A 20206-nucleotide genomic window follows, 5' to 3' on the forward strand; every position below is an offset into this window, starting at 1 on the left:
TGATTCAGATTAGAATTTCACATTTAAGTTAAATCCTACACTTCGGGTAGATGGCAATGCCATATCTTCCACACCAGGAATCAAAGAACCACCACTCATTGCCATGGTTTCAGGATCGAAATGTGGGTTTTCAGTCCAAAGAGCCAAGTTTCTACCCACTAGGGAAAGCTTAACACTTTGGATAGGAAGATTTCCTAAAACTGATCTTGGAATAGTATACCCGATAGTTACTTCTCTCAACTTCAAGAAAGTTGCGTCGTATTTGGCTGCTTCTACGTTGTTTCTTTCGTAGTAGCGGTTATGCCAGTTTCTAGAAGAAACTTTGAAAGTATTAGGAGAATAAGTTCCGTCAGCATTCTCAACCACACCTGGGCTGATGATACCATTACCTTCCACCTCTAGATCATACCCGTTTTCACGACCATACAAAGTTTCTTCCAACTGACCAGATGTAGATCCGATAGTTTTGGTTCTGGATACCACGATTCCACCATATCTAAAATCAAACAAGAAACCTAAAGAAAGACCTTTGTAGCTAAAGTTGTTTTGCAATCCTAGCATCCAGTCTGGGTTATAGTTACCCTGAGGCTTCAATTCAGAATCACGGAGTGGAGTACCTGTGGTGTTGTGGATGATTTGACCATAATATTCAGAATTAGGGTCTTCCACTCTCGCGAAACCAACACCGTAGATATTCCCCATTCTTTCTCCGACTCTCGCTTGAATATTTGCACCATTTCTACCGATTAGAGTGTATGTATCTAGACCTTCAGTCAATTCCAATACATAACCTCTAGTTCTGGTGAAGTTAGCCATGAAGTTCCAGTTGAATCCATCAGCATTCACTACTGGAGCACCTCTAAACATCACTTCGATCCCTTTGTTTTGAACCTCACCTGCGTTGATGATTCTAGAAGAATAACCTGTCGCGATATCCAAAGTGATTGGGAGAATTTGGTTTCTGGTTCTGTTATCGAAATAAGTGAAGTCCAAACCATATCTGTCATCATGGAATCTCAAGTCAAAACCTGTTTCGAAAGAACCGGTTTTTTCAGGCTTCAAAGTCGCATTTGATAGCGTACTTGATTCAGATTTTGTCTGAACAGATCCCCAAGCAGTTCCTGAGTTGAACACGTTTGTCAAAGCATATGGATTGGTATCATTACCAACTTCAGCATAGGCCGCTCTCACTTTCAAGAATGAGATGAAATTTGGCATTTTCACCATGTCAGAGATTACTGCACTCATCGTAGCAGAAGGGTAGAAGTAGCTGTTGTTATCCACTGGCAAAGTTGAAGACCAGTCATTTCTACCGGTTACGTCCAAGAACAAGATGTTTTTGTAACCGATTTGACCAAATCCATATAGCGAGTTAATTCTCTTTTCAGTATTGTATTGGCTTACCTGAAGGTTAACTGCAGTATTGGTGAAGTTATAGATTCCAGGAATCAATAACTGAGGAGCAACAGTTTGAAGATATCTGTTCTCTTGTCTCATTTGGTTACCACCTAACGCAATACTATAGGTCCAAACCGGCTTAGTATGCTCTGAGTAAGTCAACAAGAAATCTGAGTTTTGCTCAGTGAAGAACACATTGTCCTCTCTGTAGTTACCTTTAGGGAATCTTTGAGTTGAGAATGCTCTTTTTCTATCCCTCAATTCATTGTAAGTATCCATTCCAGTTCTCAGCATCAAACTCAACTTGTCAGTGAACTTGTATGTCGCTGATACATTACCAAAAATTCTATCTTTCGCCTGTCCGTTGGTGTTTTCAAATACGTTGAAATACGGGTTGTCGTGATAGTTGTAGTTGTAGTTAAACTGCTGAACACCTTCTAGATCTTTCATCCAATAATTGCGAAGACTAGCTGTGTTTATTTGTCTACCATACCAAATCCACAAATACATCAAGTTTTCTGTACCATAGGAAATATTTGGTCTGTTTCCACTATTGGTTCTTTGATAGTTTACCGCAGAGTTGATTGACAACTTATCAGTAACATTGATACCTCCATTTAGAGCAATTGTATTTCTTTTCAAGTCAGTATTTGGAACAATACCTTTTTGATCCAAATTCGTCCAAGAAAGACGGATATTGGCATTTTCATTAGAACCAGCAATGGAAACGTTATTTGAAAGCGTCACACCTGTTTGGAAGAAGTCATTTATGTTATCTGGTTGCGGTACCCATGGAGTCGCTGTAATAGTACTACCAGCAGGCGCATTCAAATCCCCACCTCTATATCCATCCACATTTCTAGGAGAGTCAAATTGAGGGATCATCAATCCAGCATCTAAAGCAGGCCCCCAGCTTTCATCCACGCCATCCGCAATACCTGAACCAGCGCCATCCACAAACTCAAATTGCCCGTTATTACCTTGTCCGTATTTGTTTTGCCACTGTGGCAATCTTAAAGGATTATCAAAAGTAGTATTGGAGTTGATTGTCACTCCCAAACCTTTTTTACCTTTTCCAGATTTTGTAGTAATCAAGATCGCACCATTTGCTGCTCTTGATCCATAAAGTGCTGCAGCAGCTGGACCTTTCAATACAGTCATGGAAGCGATATCGTCTGGGTTAATTTCACCAGCAGCATTACCATAATCCACTTCTTGGTTACCAGAACCTGAAGAGCCGATAACATTATTTGAAATAGGCACACCATCCACAACAAAAAGCGGTTGGTTGGCATTGATATTCAAAGAGGATTCCCCACGAATGGTCACTCTACTAGAACCACCCAAACCTGAAGAACTATTGGTGATCTGAACACCTGCTACTCGTCCACTCAATGAATTGATCACGTTGGTTTCACGAGCTTCTGTGAATCGATCACCATCTACCTCCTGAACTGAGTATCCCAAGGCTTTGGTTTCTCTCTCTACACCCAAGGCAGTCACAACAACCTCATTTAGGGCAAGGCCTTCTGAAAGGCTTACATCGATTTTGGTTGCATTGCCCACAGTTCTTTCGGTTGTTTCGAAACCAACAAAAGAAAAAATCAATACATCTGAAGGAGAAGCTTCAATGGAATAGTCACCATCGATACCTGTTACAGTACCACGAGTTGTTCCTTTTACCATTACCGTAGCCCCTGGCATGGGCTCATTATTTGCATCTGTCACTATTCCTGTTACCCTGACCTGTTGGGCGTAGGAAAAATTGAGAATAAAGAGTAGGCAGGCTACCATCATTCCTTGCCAAATCCTTGTTTTAGCAGTCATTTGAAGTATAAGTTTTGAAATAGAATTGTTTTTTGTTAAAAATTTTTACCAAAGCTATACTTTCACTGTTCCTAAAGGGTTAAAAAGACTTTACGAAAAAGTGAATTAATTTATGGTTAAGAACCGAAAAATCGGCCTAAACAGGGTCTATTCAAATAAAAACTCAATTAACACCACTTAACATTCAGGATTGTGTTAACAAAAGTTGAAGTCTATTTTAAGAAAAGTTGTATATAAATCCTAAACTTTTTGAAAACAGAGAAAAAATATATTTCAAAACTTTTTGCTGAATATTCACTTTTTGAAAGAATTTTCACCTAAAAAATCAATAACATGTAAAATTGTGGAAACACCTGCTATGATCTAAACTCTTATTCCAAATAAATACAGGAAAAAGCATTTTAAAAATTCAAATTAGTCTTGTAAAATTTGTAATTTAAAAATCCTGATTGTTCTCTAATTTTGCCAATTGGAATTAAAACTCAACCCTATTATACAAACTTATCTATGTCTACCTCCGCTCAATACCATCGATTGATTTTGGTAGATGATGACCCTTTGGTCCATTTTTTAATTAAAAAATATTTATTAGTTGCGGGTATATCAATCGAGACTACATCCTTTCACGACGGAGAGGAAATCTTCAAACATATTTCTAAACCTAATGAAGGTAAATCTGTAATTCTTCTTGATTTATCCATGCCAGTATATAGTGGATGGCACTTTTTAAACAAATTCAAAGAGCTGGATTCTAAATATAAAAACAGCTTCAATATTTATATCATGAGTAGCTCTATTGATCCAACCGACCAAAAACGAGTTGAAGAATTTGAAGAGGTCATGGGCTTCTTGCCAAAGCCTATAACAGATGAGATTCTGAAAAAAATATTGTTATAAAAAAAGAGGAGCAAGCCCCCCTTTTATGTGATTATTTCGTCCAGGTATTATCCGTCACATCTTTATCTGGGAATCTATTATGGGGATCCAGTGTGATTTTTTTAATTGTTTTCAGCGTCGGGATTTCTACTTGATACTCTCTCTTCCCATCCAACCATACATCCACAGGATAGGAAAACTCTAAAGTATTAGGGCTAATCATTACTGCATTTGCCAATTCTGCAACCCCTCCGATTTCTCCTTCATATTCAACCTGAAGGACTATTGGTGAAGGCATTTCCCCATCTTGTCTTACAGTTACAATAGCCTTGTCAGAATTTACCTCGACTGATTTTATCGATCCATCTACAGATTCAGTAGTAAACAACCAATAGTACCAGAACCAACCTAGGTTTTCTCCCAAAGCATGATCCATGAAAAACATATAATCCCAAGGGGAAGGATGTTTGAATGCCCAAGTTGCAGCATATTTTTTCATGGCAGCAATGACAGCATCATCCCCCACAATCCCTCCTAGCATAGAAAGCATCAAAGGAGTTTTCAAATAGGTTTGATACCCATAGCCACTTCCCGCATTATTTGCAGACCACATCAAAGGAGCTTCATCTTCATTTCCACTCATTCTACCGTAGCTTTGTCCCCATCCATCCAAATCAAAAGGTACTCCTTTGCTATCCGCTCCGGAAAGCACATTCATATATTGATTAAATCCTTCATCCATCCAGCCATAGCGGGTCTCATTGGTACCCACCATCATAGGCCACCATTGGTGAGCTACTTCATGATCTGCAGCTCCTTGATTTGAATTGACTACCATTGGATATTCCATACCGGCACTAGGGCCATCTTGCATGGTCAGTTGAGGAAATGGATAAGGAACCCAAAGGGAAGAGTAAAACTCTAATGCATGTCTGGCTCTTTCACCTGCATGCTCAAAATATTGGGCACGCTCAGGAATAAACACCATATGGATCGGAATCGGACCTTTTTCGGGAATCATTGCACGAGTAGCTTTCCATATAAATCTATCTGAAGTTGCCCATGCAAAATCATTTACTTTATCTGCCAAAAATCTCCAGGTCAGAGTTTCTCCATTTTTGGTACTTTTTCCTGGACCATTTTCTTCCTGACCTACAATAGTCACCTCCTCATCAGTACCCAATACAGTGGACAATCTTTGAATAGCTGTTGGAGTCAAAACTTCCTCTGGATTTTGCAACACTCCGGTACCGCTCACGATCCAGCCAGCAGGCACCGTCAAAGACACATCAAATTTTCCGAAATTGTTGAAAAACTCAGCTGGACCTAAATATTCACTCGTTTCCCAACCCCTCAAGTCATCGTATTTTGCCAATCTTGGAAACCATTGAGTCGGCTGGAAAAGCGTACTATCAAATCTCTGGGTCATTCTATGACCTCTACCACCGGTACCTCCCGGCAATTTGGTATGCCAGCTAATTTCCAACTCCCCTGTGCTACCAGCTGGAATTGGTTTTTCCAAAGTGATATAAGCTACGGTTTTGGTCAAATTACTTGCTCTCAAAGCAGGAGGATCATTTCTTCTCGCTGGTGGCAAATCCAAATCAATGGAAACCCCGTTCACTTTGATGGAAGTCACTACCATTCCATCGGTTTGTTCTGCAGGCGTGGAAGAGCCTCTTGGTACATCTGCACGGAAAATATTATGATCCAACCGAAGGACTAAGTTGGGTAGATCTTCCTTGCTATTATTATGGATCGTAATGGTCTCCGTACCGGTAATGGTCTGAGTTGAAGGATCCAATTTCGCATCAATGACAAAATCAGTCTCCAATTGCCAATAGTTCGGACCAGGCTTCCCTGTGAAATCCCGAGTACCAGCTTCAAAGGCTTTTTTAATCGAATTGGTCATAGGCACATCAGTCCTGATGGCTCGACTGTCGGTTTCAATGCTTGTTCTAAACTTCTCTTGCCCAAAAGAATAAGAAGAGCAAAGGAATATGAGTAAAAGTAGTTTCTTCATGATTTTTCGTTTCTACCATTCAAGGTAAGAAAATTGAACATCTGGCAGAAAAGAATTTGAAAAGCGGTGCTATTAATAAGCTGTAAAGTGAAATCTAAATTCCGGTTATGAGCTAATTCTAATTTAATCAGAATTCTTACTTAAAAGTTGTTGCAATCTTGACAATCTATTTGCCCAAAAAACTTCATAATTGGAAAGCCATTCCTGAATTTGTAAAAAACCTTGGTGACGCAATGAACAGATCCTTTCTCTACCTTGATTCCGAATCGAAACAAACCCTCCCTCTTGAAGAATTTTAATATGCTTAGAAACAGCAGGTCGACTCATTTCAAAATTTTCAACCAGAGAATTAACCGTCATCTCCTCTTCACTTAGCAACTCCAATATTTTCCTCCTACTTGGGTCAGCAATAATCTGAAAAGGGTCAAATTGCGGATTATTCATAATTTCCAGTCTTCATTCCTGTTCCCAATCTCTTCCCTATTTTCATCCAACCTTTGTTCATGATCATGAATGGAATGAAATTTTTGAATCCTATAAAACCCTGATGCTCTAATTGCAGAACACACCCCTCATCCTTAGGAATAAGCGTCCAGGTGACAATTGAATCCAAAGAAGGACTGGATTTTGACATTCCCCCTTTCCAGGAATAGACCAACTTTTTCCTTTCCTTAATTTCCAAGACCTCACAATAAATTCTACCGTCAAAACCCAACTTATACTTGGGTTTGGTACCAAATTGGAATTTGTGTCCTACTTCCAATTTGAAATCGTTTGGCATCAGCCACAGAGCCAGTAAATCCGGATCGGTCAGGTATTTCCATACCATTTCGGGACCCTGTTCGAAGTAAAATTGATGAAAAATAGTCTTTTGCATAATGAGAAAGCTACCTACAAATATATGTTACTTATAAGTTACATATCCAGTTCTACTTTCTTATTTTTCAAATAGCTCAATGGTGTAATCCAATAATTCTACACCTCCTGCTTGCCCATGTCCAGGCACCACCAATTTCAAATCCGGGAATCGTTCTTTCACTTTCGCTACAGTTAAAGGCCAAGCTTTTACATTCGCATCTCCAACAAATCCTTTACTTGCTCCTTCAGCTTTGATCATGCATCCCCCAAAAAGAACCTGGTCTTTGGGAAAGTAAGCGACAACATTGTCGACCGTATGCCCTTCTCCTAAAAACTCAACTTTCAACTCCTCTTCTCCAAACTGGAAAGTTTTCGATTTATCAAATCGTTCCTGCGGAATAGGAAGTTGATGGGAAGCCGCCATATTTTGGGTCATGATATTCGCATATGAAGGAATCCATGAAGCCTGGAATTCCAAAAGTCCACCTGTACAGTCTTCATGAAAATGGGTTGGAATCACAGCTATAATTTTACTTTTCAATTCCTTTTCCACATACTCTATCAATTCTTTGGAGGAAGCATCATCGACAGGTGTATCGATTACAATTGCTTCTCCATTTGAGATGACCACCATCCCATTGCATTCTACTTTCCCAAAAGAATCGGTTTGCAGATAAGATATATGTCGATAGGTGTTGGGGGCTATTTTCTCAACCTTTAGGGTTTCACTTTGTCCAAATGAGGGGTTGGAAAACGTAAAAAACATGCCTGCTATAAGGCCCATAGGGAAAAAGAATCTAGACATAATCAGAGTTTTAAAATGAGATAAAACCTAATCAAAAATCAGTCTAGATTCTTCAATTGCGATTTATTTCCCTTGAATTAATTTCATGATAATCCGATGGACTTCAGAATTTTCAATGATACCTGAAAACTCTTCGCTTCCAGCTCCATAAGCAAATAATGGCACCATGATTCCAGTATGGTCATCGCTGTAAAATGAAAGTTCCACTTCCCCTTTTTTCACGTTCCCCTGCGGCAAAGCAACCCCTCCCGTTTCATGATCTGCAGTTATCAAAACCAAAGTTCCGGGATTTTCATCTGCAAACTTTAAAACATCTCCGATCACTTTATCAAAGTTGACCATTTCTCTGACGATCTTTTCGGAATCATTGGCATGCCCTCCAGAATCAATCATCCCAGACTCCACCATCAAAAAGAAAGGCTTATTCTTTTCTTTCAGAAATGTCAAGGCAGCCTCCACACTTTTATCAAATAGATCTCCTCTGCCATCTTGCATCGCAGGAACCCCTTCTTGACTTGCAAAAAAACCAACTTTTTCAGATTTAGAATTCTTGATTTCTTCCACGGATTGAGCAAGCTGAAAACCTGATTTTTTTAAGTTCTCCATTTCAGTTTGGAAAGCTTTCTTCCCACCTCCAATGAACAGATTCAATGGACTTTTAGAAAGCCAGGAGGCTAGAATTGCTGAATCGTCTCTTTCAGAATGATGCGCATAAAAAGAAGAAGGAGTAGCACCAGTCATTTGATCAGTGGTAACCACGCCAGAATTCCAGTCCAAAGGCCGAATTTTTTCCGGAAGATTTGCCAAAATCTGTCCGTTTGGATCCACTCCAATTGCACGATTGTTGGTCTTCTCACCCGTGGCATAGGCTGTAGCTCCAGCTGCAGAATCTGTCGTAAAATCATCCGCCGCATGGGTTTTCACCAAGGCCATTTGCTTTAGATTACCCAAATTTAATTGACCGCCGTTCCCGACCATTCCTGCTGAAATTTGCGCCAAACCCATTCCATCTCCAATCATCAAAATGATCTGCTTGGGAGTATCGGGCTGCGGATTAAATTTTGGTTGATACAAAGCATGTCTTTCCGCTTGGGTGAACGTATTCTTTTGATAAATCTGCAAGTAATCAAATGCGCCTTTCGGATCATCAGTATTGATATAATCCACTCCCAGTTGAGCAAATGCATTCCAGGAGGTTTTGCTATCTGGCGTAGCCCAAAACCGCACCGGCTTTCCAAAAGAATGGACTTTTGCAACAAATTCTTCAATAGGTTTCAACTCGGACTCTACGATTCGACCTTTTCCATTCCAAACAGAAAAAGACCTGAAGCTCAAGCTGACCATCCCAATTTTGTCCCAAGGAAGGGAAGCGTCTAACTCCCTGCTTTGATAATCGAATTCAATGTAAGCTGGGTATTTTCCATAGTCCTCCACTTTGGGCCGACTCCCAGAAATGATCAATTTCAGGCCTTTCGGATTGCTTTCGGAATAAAAAATAGACTCAAACTCTTTAGCTTCCTCCATCACCTTATCCAAAGTGGAATAAGCCTCCGTTTTTAAATCTACCAAAAGCGTAAAATCAATTTCTTCGATCAAACCCAATGCAAGGCCTTTTTGGATCGGTTCGAAATAAAGCGAACTCAAGGTCCTGTTGGGATCAATGCTTTCCCTCTCATGTGCTACAGTCAATTTGCCATTTTCTAAAATCACATCCGCCTCGATAGATTTGGCTCCACCTGAATAGGCATCCCAAAAAGGGACTTTCTGAAGGTAATCGTTATGGGAATGGACTTTAAATGAACTCTGGGCAAACAGTCCTACACTGAATAGGATGGAAAGTAAAAAACTAAGAAGTACTGATTTTTTCATGGCCAAAAGTATAATGATTTAAGAAAAGGACTCGATAATAGATTACACTCAAGGTTAAAATTAATAGTTTATTAATCCATCTTACTATTTGGCAACATTCCCATAAATCAATTTGATGATTATTTGATCCCAAAAAACAAGATTAGTCAATCCTTATTTTGTTTATTTCGGCCATGAATTCCCATTTTAAAAAATCTTTCTTTGCTGCCTGTTTCTTCATTTTCAGCTTGAGTAATATTTCAAGCCTTTGTGCACAGCAAAGTCTAAGACCTAAAGTCGCCTTCGTCTCAGATATCCATCTGCAAAACGTGTACGGTGATTTTGGAAAAGACTCTTTTGAGGGAATCCCCATGGAAAATGGCCAACCAAACGCCACTATCCGGAGCATGCGAGCTCAGATCAACTCGACAAGACTATTCAACGAGAATTACTTCGCGTTAATTCAGACATTGAAAAACTTGGCTGAGCAACAAATCAAATTGGTGGTCTTGCCAGGGGATTATACTGATGATGGGCAACCTATGAATGTTCGCAAATTGGCCGAAATTCTAAATTCCTACTCAAATAGATACGGCATGCGATTTTTCATCACCACAGGAAATCATGATCCTGTCTTACCATTTGGAGGGAAAGCGGGGAAAAGGGATTTCTTGGATGTAGATGGTTCGGAAGTTGGAATAACTGGAGACAGCCTTCAGTTGGGTAAAGGATATACTTTCTACTCTGATTCTTTGAATTATTGGGGGTATCCTAACATCATGGCTACCTTGAAATCTCATGGATTCTTCCCTCATCCTGAAGATATTTTTTGGACTCATCCTTTTGAAGAAATCGATTATGAGGCATATTCTTTCAAAAAGGCTGAAAGCAATTCAAAACTGGAATTCCGTCAATTTGTTGATGATAAAAGCGGCTTCAAACTTCCAGATGCGAGTTATGTTGTAGAGCCTGTGGAAGGACTTTGGCTTTTGGCAATCGATGGCAATGTATATCAACAAACCGGTTCTGAAAATCAATCTCCATCCGAAAATTGGAAAGGGTCAAGTGTTGGTTTTAATCAAGCCACTCAGCTCAAAAAGCATCAGTTGGATTGGATCAAAAAAGTTAGAACAGAAGCAGATAAAAGGGGCAAATTACTTATTTCATTCAGTCACTATCCCTTGGCGGACTTCAATAATGGAAGCACGCCAGAAATGAAGAAATTATTCGGTGAGAATAAAATGCAATTGGCGCGCGTACCCCTACCTCCAATTTCCCAAGCCTATGCTGATGCAGGTATCGAAATTCATTTTGCAGGACATATGCATCAGAATGATACAGAAATCTTCAAAGGAGAAAACGGAAAGAAGCTGGTGAATATTCAAGTTCCTTCCCTAGCAGCTTTTCCTCCTGCCTATAAAACCATGTCATGGAATAATCCAGACAGACTTTTGATTCAAACCCAGACTTTAAAACAAATTGAGGAATTCCATTCCTTTTTTGACTTGTACAAAAGAGAACATGAGTTTCTCGCAAAAAACGAGGCTTCAAAGCTTTGGGACAGTCAAATTTTATCTGTGAATGACTATTGGAGTTTCACTCATTCACATTTAGAAGAATTGACCAAAACCCGATTTCTGAAAGAGGATTTCCCAAAAGATCTGGCAGAATTGCTGCAAAATTCCAGTTTGATAGAATTAGCAGAACTACTGGAATTGGAAGGACTTCCTATTTCCAAATTAGAGGGAGCAGATCAACCCGGTTTGGTAATTCAGGATTTTTACCAAATCAAAAATGCAGGTGATTTTGGAAAGCAATTGGTTGGAAAAGACAGATTGGATTTTTATCAGAATTTGAATTTGCCTGAATCTGGCAAAAAAAAGGAACTGATTCAGTTTTTTAAAATCCTCAAACAACTAAGCAATGACTTGCCTTCTTCTGATTTCTGGATCAAAATCCCTGAATTAGAGGTCATTGAATTTTAAGCCTGAATTGAGGAAAAACCCGAGATTCCTATAAATTGACAAAAGATTCAATAGCTCTTAACATTGAATCAACATCCAAACTTTTAATTCGCGGTAAAAAAATGCGCAAACACCTTTTCCTTGTAGGGATATTTCTAATCCATTTTTCAAGTCTTGCTCAATCGGGACTTGACCTTTGGCTTTGGCCAAATCCGGGACTTCCCCGAAATGCAGGAAGTCCTTTGTTCCAAGATAGTTTGAGCTTAAGACCTTTTGAGGTGCATAATCCTATTTACCTACCCAATCGGATCAACGAACCCTTGAGCAAACAATATCAATTTGACTTGCCTGAAGGAAATTTCGAAATGGAATTTTGGTTTTTCGAACATGGAAATGAGCCCATCGGTCTGGAATTGTTTGTTGGTGACCAAGTTCTATTTGGTCTTTGGAATCATCTATGGCAACTAGGAAATACTGTTGCTTCCCAGCAAAAATGGAATAAGCGATTTACTCACCTAGTGATTCAGAGAGATCAAAACTCTTGGACATTTTGGGAGAATGGAAAACTAATCGGAAAGCGGGACTTAGCTTCTAGCAGCGATAAAATCCACATCCAATCTTACCTTCAGCAGGAACCGTATTTCAACTTGGATCATTGGATCAAGCATTTGGCGATCAAGTCAACCCTTTCAAAAGAATCTGAAATTCAAAAGAGCTTTTTGGCGCATCAGGAATGGACTCAGGAAGGAATCAGGATACCAGGAAAGCTACATTTTGTTGCTGAACCCTATCTCTACGCACCAGATGCAGAAAGCATGAACATCACTGTGGAGACGAATGAAAAAAGTAGTTTATTTATTCAGGTTGGTGAAAGCATTCCATTCATGAACAAACCCAGTCCTGCTCCAGGAACTGAGGGAGTCCAAACCTTTGAGATTAAAGGCCTCAAACCAGGAAGACAATACTTTTATCAGATCAAGGGAAAAAATCAGGCTGGAGAAGAAATTGATTCGGGAGTACTCACTTTTAAGACCCCAGAACCGAAAGAAAACCCGATTTTGTTTGGGGTTGTATCCGATACAGAAGCGCGGCCTTGGGTCAATGAGCAAATCGGACAAAAGCTTTGGGAAGAAAGAGTAGATTTTGTGATACACATGGGGGACATCACCGATGGCGGAAAAGAAAAAAATAAGTTTGAATGGACACAGGAATTTTTCCCGGGATCTTCTGCCCTTTTCTCACGAGTCACTCACGTTCCTGTGGCAGGAAATGGCGAAGGTGATATCTATTGGTACAAATACTACCATCCTCAAGCCAATGAATTGGGAGCCTACCGCTATAGCAATGGGCCTGGAGATTTCTATGTGCTTAACTCTAACGAGATGGATGAATTGCAGCCTGGTGGAGCACAATATGAATGGCTCAAAACTCAACTCAGGGAAAATAAGGCAGACTGGAAGTTTATTCAGATGCATCATGCCCCCTACTCTTCTGACGAAAATGATTATGGCAATACTTGGGAAGGTTCCAGCACTTGGGGAAATAGAAAGCTACAGCCCTTATTGAGATTATTGGAGCAAGAAGGTGTGGATGTGATGTTCTTTGGGCATTTGCATACCTATATGAGAACTTTCCCTCTTTTTGAAGATAAGGTGGATGAAGAAAAAGGAATCCACTACATCCAATTAGGTGGAATGGGCGGAAATTTGGAGGATTTTGCCCCTTCTAGACCTCATTTTACCACCAAAAATTTCCGAGGATTTCATTATGGAGTAGTAGCCTTGACTTCCCATAAGTTCGAATTGAAAGTCTATAACGCTGATGGGAGTTTGATAGATTTAATGGAAATCGAGAAGTAACTCAATCTTAACTTGTTAACAAAGTAAAATTGATCATTTAAAGAGGAGCTATGACTTATTGTAGTTCCTCTTTTTTTCAAAAATCCCTTTTCGACTTTCTTTTGGAGATCCAAACGATCAATTCTGAAAGAGCCAAAAAAGAGGAGGCGACGGCAAGGATTGAAATAAAACTCAAGAGATAAGATTTTTAATCGGGGCGCAATACTAAAACAATCCTCTCCCTATTCTAAAAAAACTGTGTTAAGTTTTAAAGGAACATGTAAAACTTAACACTAAGGGTTTAATTCAACCTTTTTTGACTTGAATGCCAAAAAGAAAAGCAAGCCCCATTAAAGCTTGCTTTTCAAAAACAATTCTATACTTAATCTACCTTATTTATTCTTTATCAATTGAACAGATCAAACTTCAACCCGAAGTTGAACTTTGCATTGTAGTGTTCTGCCTGCATGGTTCTGGCCTGAATCCCCTGGTAATATCTCAGAGGCTGATTTGTCAGATTATTCCCTTCTGCAAAGACTCTCCATTTAGGAGTTATCGCATAGGATGCATTCACATCTAGGAAAGTTTGTTGATCGTAATAGCGTTAGTGTAGCTTTTTGATAGGTGTTTAATGGATCCTGAAGTGTTTGACTCTCATATTTTGACCATTGAGAAGCCGATTCACCAAAATTCAGAATGCTTAGAAACAAGAGTAAAATTGCCATACCAAGCAAGTACAGCAATTCATGTAAATTGATTGTTAATGAAATTATGTGTTTTTATGGTTTTTGAAATTCTTTGTATTTAAAGTAACTACCTCTTGAACCAAATAAAGTCAGTTGAAATCGGAGTGACACCTGCTTGGCGGATCTGGAATGCAATCTGACCGCGGTGATAGGTGGAATGATTCATAATATGAAAAAGGATATCCTGAACTTTACTTTCATAAAAATCACCTTTCGAATTTTTGTAAGGAATTATTTCATCCAAAGAGTACGCTTCTAAAATTTCACTTGTCATGGAAGCATTTTCCAAATCGATCCTTTCAAAAGCTTCTAATGTATGAATGCTCCATACCTGAAAGGCTGATTGGACTTTCAGTATCCTGCAATTCCAAATATGATGTGCATTCAAAATATGGGAAAAAAGATTCAGGGTATTCTCGTCTAATTTTGACTTTTCTTTCAAAAACAGCTGGATCAATTGTTGATTACAACTGGTATTGTAACTCACCAATTCTTCTAAAAATCCTATCATATGAATTTAAGTAATAATTAACTTAATCTATTCTATTTATATGATTATCTATACTTTATAAGTAATTAATTCAGGGAATTCTTCAAATCCAAACTACTCCTTTTTCAAGGAATCAAAACGGAAATTACTGGGAAATAGATTTGAGAAAAGTAAAATTCTCCCGAAAAGAAAATCATAACTTAAGCTTAACCTGAAGTTTTTTATCTCCTTTAGTCCGCTCCATAACTTTACTATAAATACAGAGAAGTCATGAATGGTGGAGAATATACTTTATGGGAAAAAGTTCGAAAGGAAGATGATTCGAGAGCATTTCAACAAATTTTTGAAAAGTATTTTGACAATCTTTTTCAACTAGCATTTCATAAAACTAAATCTCAGGATTTGGCCCAGGATTTAGTACAAGAGACTTTTATCAATCTGTGGAAATACAGAAAAGGAATTAAGCGACTCGAAAACGTTGGAAATTACTTAGCCACCATGCTCAAGTATCAGTTTTTTAAGGAGATAAAAAACCAGCCCATCTGGTTGAATCAGCAAGACGTGGCAAATTTGGAATCCTTTCACAAAACCGAATCAAACGGGTTCTCATTGATGGAATTCGAAGAGCTCTATGAATTGATCAAAACCCATATTGCCATGCTTCCTCCCAAAACTAGACAGCTTTTTTTAATCAATCGATTTGAAAATAAATCAGTCAAAGAGTTAGCGCTCCAGTTTGGGATTTCAGAATCAACGGTCCGGACTCACCTCAACAATGCATCAAATCAGCTAAAACCTCAGATAGAAAACCATCTATTAATTATCGCAATGTTTTTAGCTACCATGACCTAATAATATTACCTCAATATTATCCTGATACAGATGTAATTCATTTTTTGATAATCGGATTCATCTAGACGCTTTTCTAAAAAAAGGACTCTTGACTTTGAGAAGCGACAATATGAACTCAAATAAAATAAAAGATAGGCTTGAGCGCCTATTCAGTAAAAAACAAACTGATGAAGATCTGAAGGAACTCAACAACTGGTATGATAATCTCCAATCAGACCAGTTGAAAAGAAGTGATTCTGAAAAGGCAAAAAAAGCGGTTTGGAAAATCTTAGAAGGTGAGATTTCTTTGAAAAAAGAAAAATCATTTTGGGGTTCTTCGTTAAAGTATGCTGCAGTTTTGCTTTTGATTGCAGCTAGTTCTTGGATGATCTGGAGTGCATTTCCTCAAAAAGCGGAACAGGAACCTCTCGCATCAGGCTCTTATAAAAATGACTTAGGAAAAGTCTCAAAATTCCTTCTTCCAGATAGCACGGTTGTCTGGTTGAGCAGTGGATCGAGTTTAGAATATGCTGAAAACTTCCCGGCCAATAGACAAGTAAATTTGCATGGGGAGGCATTTTTTCAAGTGAAAAGAAATACCCAATCTCCTTTCAAAATTCAAACAGGTGATGTAACAACCCATGTCTTGGGAACCTCTTTCAATTTGAAATCCTACAAGTCCAGTCAGGTCAATCTTCAAGTTTATTCAGGTCTGGTACAAATCAATCATCAAAATTCACAGAATTCATTTCGCCTTGAAAAAGACCAATGGATAGAATGGAATTCTGAAACAGGATTTTCACGCGTTTTAAGCTTTGACTCTTCTCTCCCTCCGGCTTGGAAATCAGGAATTTTCAGATTCAATAATTCTAGCATTCAAGAGATAATTGAAGAGCTAAAACTCTGGTATCCAATTGAATTCGAAATCAAAGGTAATATGAGAAAATGCCTTTATACCGGTGAATTTCAAACTAGCAGCTTAGAACAAGTCCTTGAAATCATGTCATATACACTCAACCTTCACTATCAAATCCATGAAAATAAAGTAACGATCAAAGTCAACCCCTGCTAAAAAAAAGCCGGATAAATCCGGCCTTTATCAATTGATGATTTTAAAGGCAACCTGTATACAATTTTGGCGAAGAGGATACGGATTGCCATCACCTTTCAATTCAACAAAAATATGAAAAAAAAACTACTGAAGCTCATGTGGAAGACTTCAAAACTCTTAATGGCCAGCTATTTAATGGCTTATTGCATGAGTGGCTTGGCTCTGGCTAATGAAAGTAAAGCCCAGCACATGAATAAGACACAAATAACGCTGAGCAAATCCAATGTAAAACTCATTGACTTTTTCAAACAAGTAGAATCACAATCGGAATTTAGATTCCATTTCCGACAGGGAATTTTACCTGACAAAATGGTACAGTTAGAGACTCAAACTGACCTAGAATCCCTTCTTTATCAAGTAGCTGAACAATCTCATTTATCATTCAAACAAGTGAATGAATCCATCGGTGTAAAAAATTCTGTCAAGAAAAATGAGCCTTTGGTGGAAGTGAAAATTAAAATTTCCGGAAAAGTAATTGACTCAGAATCCAAAGAACCGATTATCGGTGCCAATATCTACATTCCGGAAGCTGCACAGGGAACTGTGTCTGACCTGGATGGCAACTGGACATTGGAAATCGAGGAAAACCTCATGGGTAAAGAAGTAAAGATTTCCACTTTGGGTTACCAAGCTTTAACCCAGATCATCAAGTCAGGTTCAATGGTAATTGAATTGACCCCTATGGAACTTGCCGAAGTAGTGGTCGTAGGATATGGCACCCAAAAGAAAATCAACTTAACAGGAGCAGTTAACCAAGTTGGAAGTGAGGTAGTAGAAAACAGACCTTCTCCCAATCTAACAAGAATGCTTCAAGGAGCACTTCCAAACCTGAATATCAAAATGGTGGATGGTAGCCCGACAAGAACTGCAGCTTTTAATATTCGGGGAGCCACCTCCATTGGAGCAGGTGGAAATGCGTTGGTATTAATCGATGGAGTTGAAGGTGATCCTAATCTAGTGAACCCGAATGACGTTGAAAGTGTCACCATCCTCAAAGATGCATCCTCTGCCGCAGTTTATGGTTCCCGAGCAGCTTTCGGGGTAGTTTTGATCACTACCAAATCGGCAAAAGCAGGTAAAAGCAATCTTCATGTCAACATCAATCATTCGGTGAATAAAAGAACGGTTGTACCGGATCTGGTGACAGACGGATATGAATGGGCTAAAAATTTCGATGAAGCTTTTTTTGCCTGGTATGATTACAAAACCCATCCAATCTCTGTCAACAGTGTCTTCCCTTTTTCATTAGAATACCTAGATAGACTTAAGCAGCATAGTGAGGACCCTAGCCTTCCAGAAGTAGTTTTTAACCAAGACTTGGGACGCTATGAATACTTTGGAAGTACAGATTGGTTTAAATACCATCATAAGGACAATATCCCTTCCACTGAAGCTTCAATCAGTGCATCAGGTGGAAATGACAAGGCTAGATATTTTGTGTCTGGCTTGTATTATCACCAAGATGGTATTTTCAATTATTCTTCAGATAAATTTAATAAATACAACATCCGAGCAAAAGGTGAAATCGACCTAAATAACTGGCTTACAGTTGAAAACAATTTTGACTTGAGTACCTATACATATGGCTATCCTCTTTTAGCAAATGGTGATGCCAATATCTGGAGATACCTGGCCGTTCAAGGTTTCCCAATGGTTTCCATGTACAATCCAGATGGAAGTTATTCCCAAAACGGAGCCTATATCGGAGCTTCATTTTTGGATAATAGCAGTAGATCTGACCTGAGTAATTTCTTTGTCAGAAATACCCCAAGTTTTACAGCGAAACCATTCGGAGATCTTTTGACTCTAAAAGGAAATTTTACGATATCAAAAAAATGGATCAAAGATGAAAGAGTAAACAACTATGTTTACTATTCAAACACACCTGGGGAATCTCAGCGATTTGGAAACAGTTTGTTAAGAAACTACACCAATGAAAACACCTATTGGGCTTCCAACATCACCGCACAATTCGACAAGGATCTTGGATCTGATCACAACTTAAAATTCCTGTTGGGTTATAACATCGAAAGTTCTTTAACGGAGATTTTGAATACCAGCAGAGATGGTTTGTTGGTTCCAGGCAAACCAGACTACAACTTGTTGGATGGATTAAATTACGGGATTTCTGGAGGTGGAAATGAATGGAAATATCTGGGTGTTTTCTACCGTCTAAACTATGCTTTCAAAGACAAATATCTTTTGGAGTTAAACGGTCGGTATGACGGATCTTCCAAATTCCCTTCCAATGAAAGATTCGGATTCTTCCCTTCTGTCTCTGCTGGTTGGAATATTTCAGAAGAAGGATTCCTAAAAGAAAGTGATTGGTTGGATAATCTGAAGCTAAGAGCATCCTATGGTACATTAGGCAATGGAAATGTTGCTCCTTACAGATATTTGGAAACCATGTCTGTTGCAAAATCCAGTGTGATTCTTCAAGGCATTCAAAAAGGATACACCTACTTACCTGGAGTTATTCCTGATGGCCTAACCTGGGAAAGATCCACTACCCTGAACCTTGGATTTGACGCATCTTTCTATAGCGGCAGACTGACTACTAGCTTGGACTGGTACACAAGAAATACCACTGACATGTTTACCTATGGTCAGCCTCTTCCAAATGTTTTTGGTGCCACGGTACCTTATGGAAACTATGCTGACCTGTCTACTGTAGGTTGGGAATTTACTTTGGGATGGAAAGATGAGGTCTTGGTCGGTGGAAAACCATTCCAATATGGTTTTACCGGTTCTGTTTGGGATAGTAAGGCTGAAATCACCAAGTTTAACAATCCAACCAAATCTTTAGGGGCAACTTACTATGTAGGCCATCAAATCGGTGAAATCTGGGGATATGAAACTTTAGGGTTATTTACCTCTGAGGAAGAAATTTCAAATCATGCTGACCAAAGTTTCCTTAGGAATTCTAACGGAAACATCTGGCTTCCAGGTGACTTAAAGTTTGCTGATCGCAACAATGATGGAAAGGTCAACCAAGGAAGCAATACGGTAGATGATCCAGGAGACAGAATGATCATTGGCAACAATGCTCCCCGTTATCAATTTGGATTCACACTCAATGCCAACTGGAACAATTTCGGACTTTCAGCATTCTTCCAAGGAACTGCCAAAAGAGACTGGTATTTCGCACCAGAGGCTGATCTATTCTGGGGGCCATATAACAGACCTTATGGATTCCAACCAACCCAAATGATGGAAGATTTTTGGACTGAGGAAAATCCAGATGCTTATTTCCCTAGATTGAGAGGATATAATGCTTTGGGATCCACAAGATCTTTGGGAGCAGCTCAAACCAGATTCCTACAAGATGCCAGCTACATCCGCCTAAAAAACATCACCGTAGACTATTCATTACCAAAGAGAATGGCACAACACATTGGTATGGAAGGGACCAAAGTATTTTTTACTGGACAAAATATTTGGACCCGAACAGGCCTGAGCAAACACACCAACAATTTCGATCCTGAAATTATAGAAAACCCTCTGGGAGATATGACAAATGGGTATGGTCAAGGGGACGCTTATCCAATGTTGAAATCCTACACTTTCGGGGTAAACCTTACTTTCTAATCA

General features: G+C 39.0%; 14 protein-coding genes. 6 read left to right on the forward strand and 8 right to left on the reverse strand.

The window, feature by feature from the left end:
• Positions 1-9: 9 nt before the first annotated feature.
• The gene (locus O0V13_RS15415) at positions 10-3225 is read right to left on the reverse strand and encodes a SusC/RagA family TonB-linked outer membrane protein (protein ID WP_268035866.1); all 3216 of its coding nucleotides are present in this window, start codon (positions 3223-3225) and stop codon (positions 10-12) included.
• Positions 3226-3732: 507 nt separating this feature from the next.
• Between O0V13_RS15415 and O0V13_RS15420 the strand changes: the two genes are divergently transcribed.
• On the forward strand, positions 3733-4122 hold the full coding sequence (locus tag O0V13_RS15420; protein WP_268035867.1) for a response regulator: 390 nt from the start codon (positions 3733-3735) through the stop codon (positions 4120-4122).
• Positions 4123-4153: 31 nt separating this feature from the next.
• On the opposite strand, the gene O0V13_RS15425 is transcribed toward O0V13_RS15420, so the two are convergent.
• The 5 genes from O0V13_RS15425 to O0V13_RS15445 form a co-directional block, all read right to left on the reverse strand.
• The gene (locus O0V13_RS15425; protein WP_268035868.1) at positions 4154-6124 is read right to left on the reverse strand and encodes a M1 family metallopeptidase; all 1971 of its coding nucleotides are present in this window, start codon (positions 6122-6124) and stop codon (positions 4154-4156) included.
• A gap of 123 nt (positions 6125-6247) precedes the next feature.
• Positions 6248-6568, reverse strand: a complete 321-nt coding sequence (locus O0V13_RS15430) for an ArsR/SmtB family transcription factor (RefSeq protein WP_268035869.1) — start codon at positions 6566-6568, stop codon at positions 6248-6250.
• The gene (locus tag O0V13_RS15435; protein ID WP_268035870.1) at positions 6561-7001 is read right to left on the reverse strand and encodes an SRPBCC family protein; all 441 of its coding nucleotides are present in this window, start codon (positions 6999-7001) and stop codon (positions 6561-6563) included. Before O0V13_RS15435 ends, O0V13_RS15430 begins: the two co-directional genes overlap by 8 nt.
• A 60-nt stretch (positions 7002-7061) precedes the next feature.
• Positions 7062-7787, reverse strand: coding sequence for a subclass B1 metallo-beta-lactamase (bla, locus tag O0V13_RS15440; protein WP_268035871.1), 726 nt, complete (start codon positions 7785-7787; stop codon positions 7062-7064).
• Positions 7788-7850: 63 nt separating this feature from the next.
• On the reverse strand, positions 7851-9656 hold the full coding sequence (locus O0V13_RS15445) for an alkaline phosphatase (protein ID WP_268035872.1): 1806 nt from the start codon (positions 9654-9656) through the stop codon (positions 7851-7853).
• Between the two features lie 173 nt (positions 9657-9829).
• Here O0V13_RS15445 and O0V13_RS15450 point away from each other — a divergent pair, with 173 nt between their 5' ends.
• Both O0V13_RS15450 and O0V13_RS15455 read left to right on the forward strand, forming a co-directional pair.
• On the forward strand, positions 9830-11620 hold the full coding sequence (locus tag O0V13_RS15450) for a metallophosphoesterase family protein (RefSeq protein WP_268035873.1): 1791 nt from the start codon (positions 9830-9832) through the stop codon (positions 11618-11620).
• Positions 11621-11721: 101 nt separating this feature from the next.
• Positions 11722-13458, forward strand: coding sequence for a purple acid phosphatase family protein (locus tag O0V13_RS15455; RefSeq protein ID WP_268035874.1), 1737 nt, complete (start codon positions 11722-11724; stop codon positions 13456-13458).
• A gap of 385 nt (positions 13459-13843) precedes the next feature.
• Here the strand turns inward: O0V13_RS15455 and O0V13_RS15460 are convergent, their stop codons facing one another.
• Both O0V13_RS15460 and O0V13_RS15465 read right to left on the reverse strand, forming a co-directional pair.
• On the reverse strand, positions 13844-14011 hold the full coding sequence (locus tag O0V13_RS15460; protein WP_268035875.1) for a hypothetical protein: 168 nt from the start codon (positions 14009-14011) through the stop codon (positions 13844-13846).
• 239 nt (positions 14012-14250) lie between these two features.
• The gene (locus O0V13_RS15465; protein ID WP_268035876.1) at positions 14251-14694 is read right to left on the reverse strand and encodes a DinB family protein; all 444 of its coding nucleotides are present in this window, start codon (positions 14692-14694) and stop codon (positions 14251-14253) included.
• Positions 14695-14943: 249 nt separating this feature from the next.
• Between O0V13_RS15465 and O0V13_RS15470 the strand changes: the two genes are divergently transcribed.
• The 3 genes from O0V13_RS15470 (at position 14944) to O0V13_RS15480 (ending at position 20203) form a co-directional block, all read left to right on the forward strand.
• Complete coding sequence (locus O0V13_RS15470) at positions 14944-15525, forward strand: RNA polymerase sigma factor (protein ID WP_268035877.1); 582 nt, start codon at positions 14944-14946, stop codon at positions 15523-15525.
• A 109-nt stretch (positions 15526-15634) separates the two neighbouring features.
• Positions 15635-16576, forward strand: a complete 942-nt coding sequence (locus O0V13_RS15475) for a FecR family protein (RefSeq protein ID WP_268035878.1) — start codon at positions 15635-15637, stop codon at positions 16574-16576.
• A 111-nt stretch (positions 16577-16687) separates the two neighbouring features.
• Complete coding sequence (locus O0V13_RS15480; RefSeq protein ID WP_268035879.1) at positions 16688-20203, forward strand: SusC/RagA family TonB-linked outer membrane protein; 3516 nt, start codon at positions 16688-16690, stop codon at positions 20201-20203.
• Positions 20204-20206 lie beyond the last annotated feature (3 nt).

It is taken from the genome of Algoriphagus sp. PAP.12 (assembly GCF_026652115.1).
Lineage (GTDB): Bacteria > Bacteroidota > Bacteroidia > Cytophagales > Cyclobacteriaceae > Algoriphagus.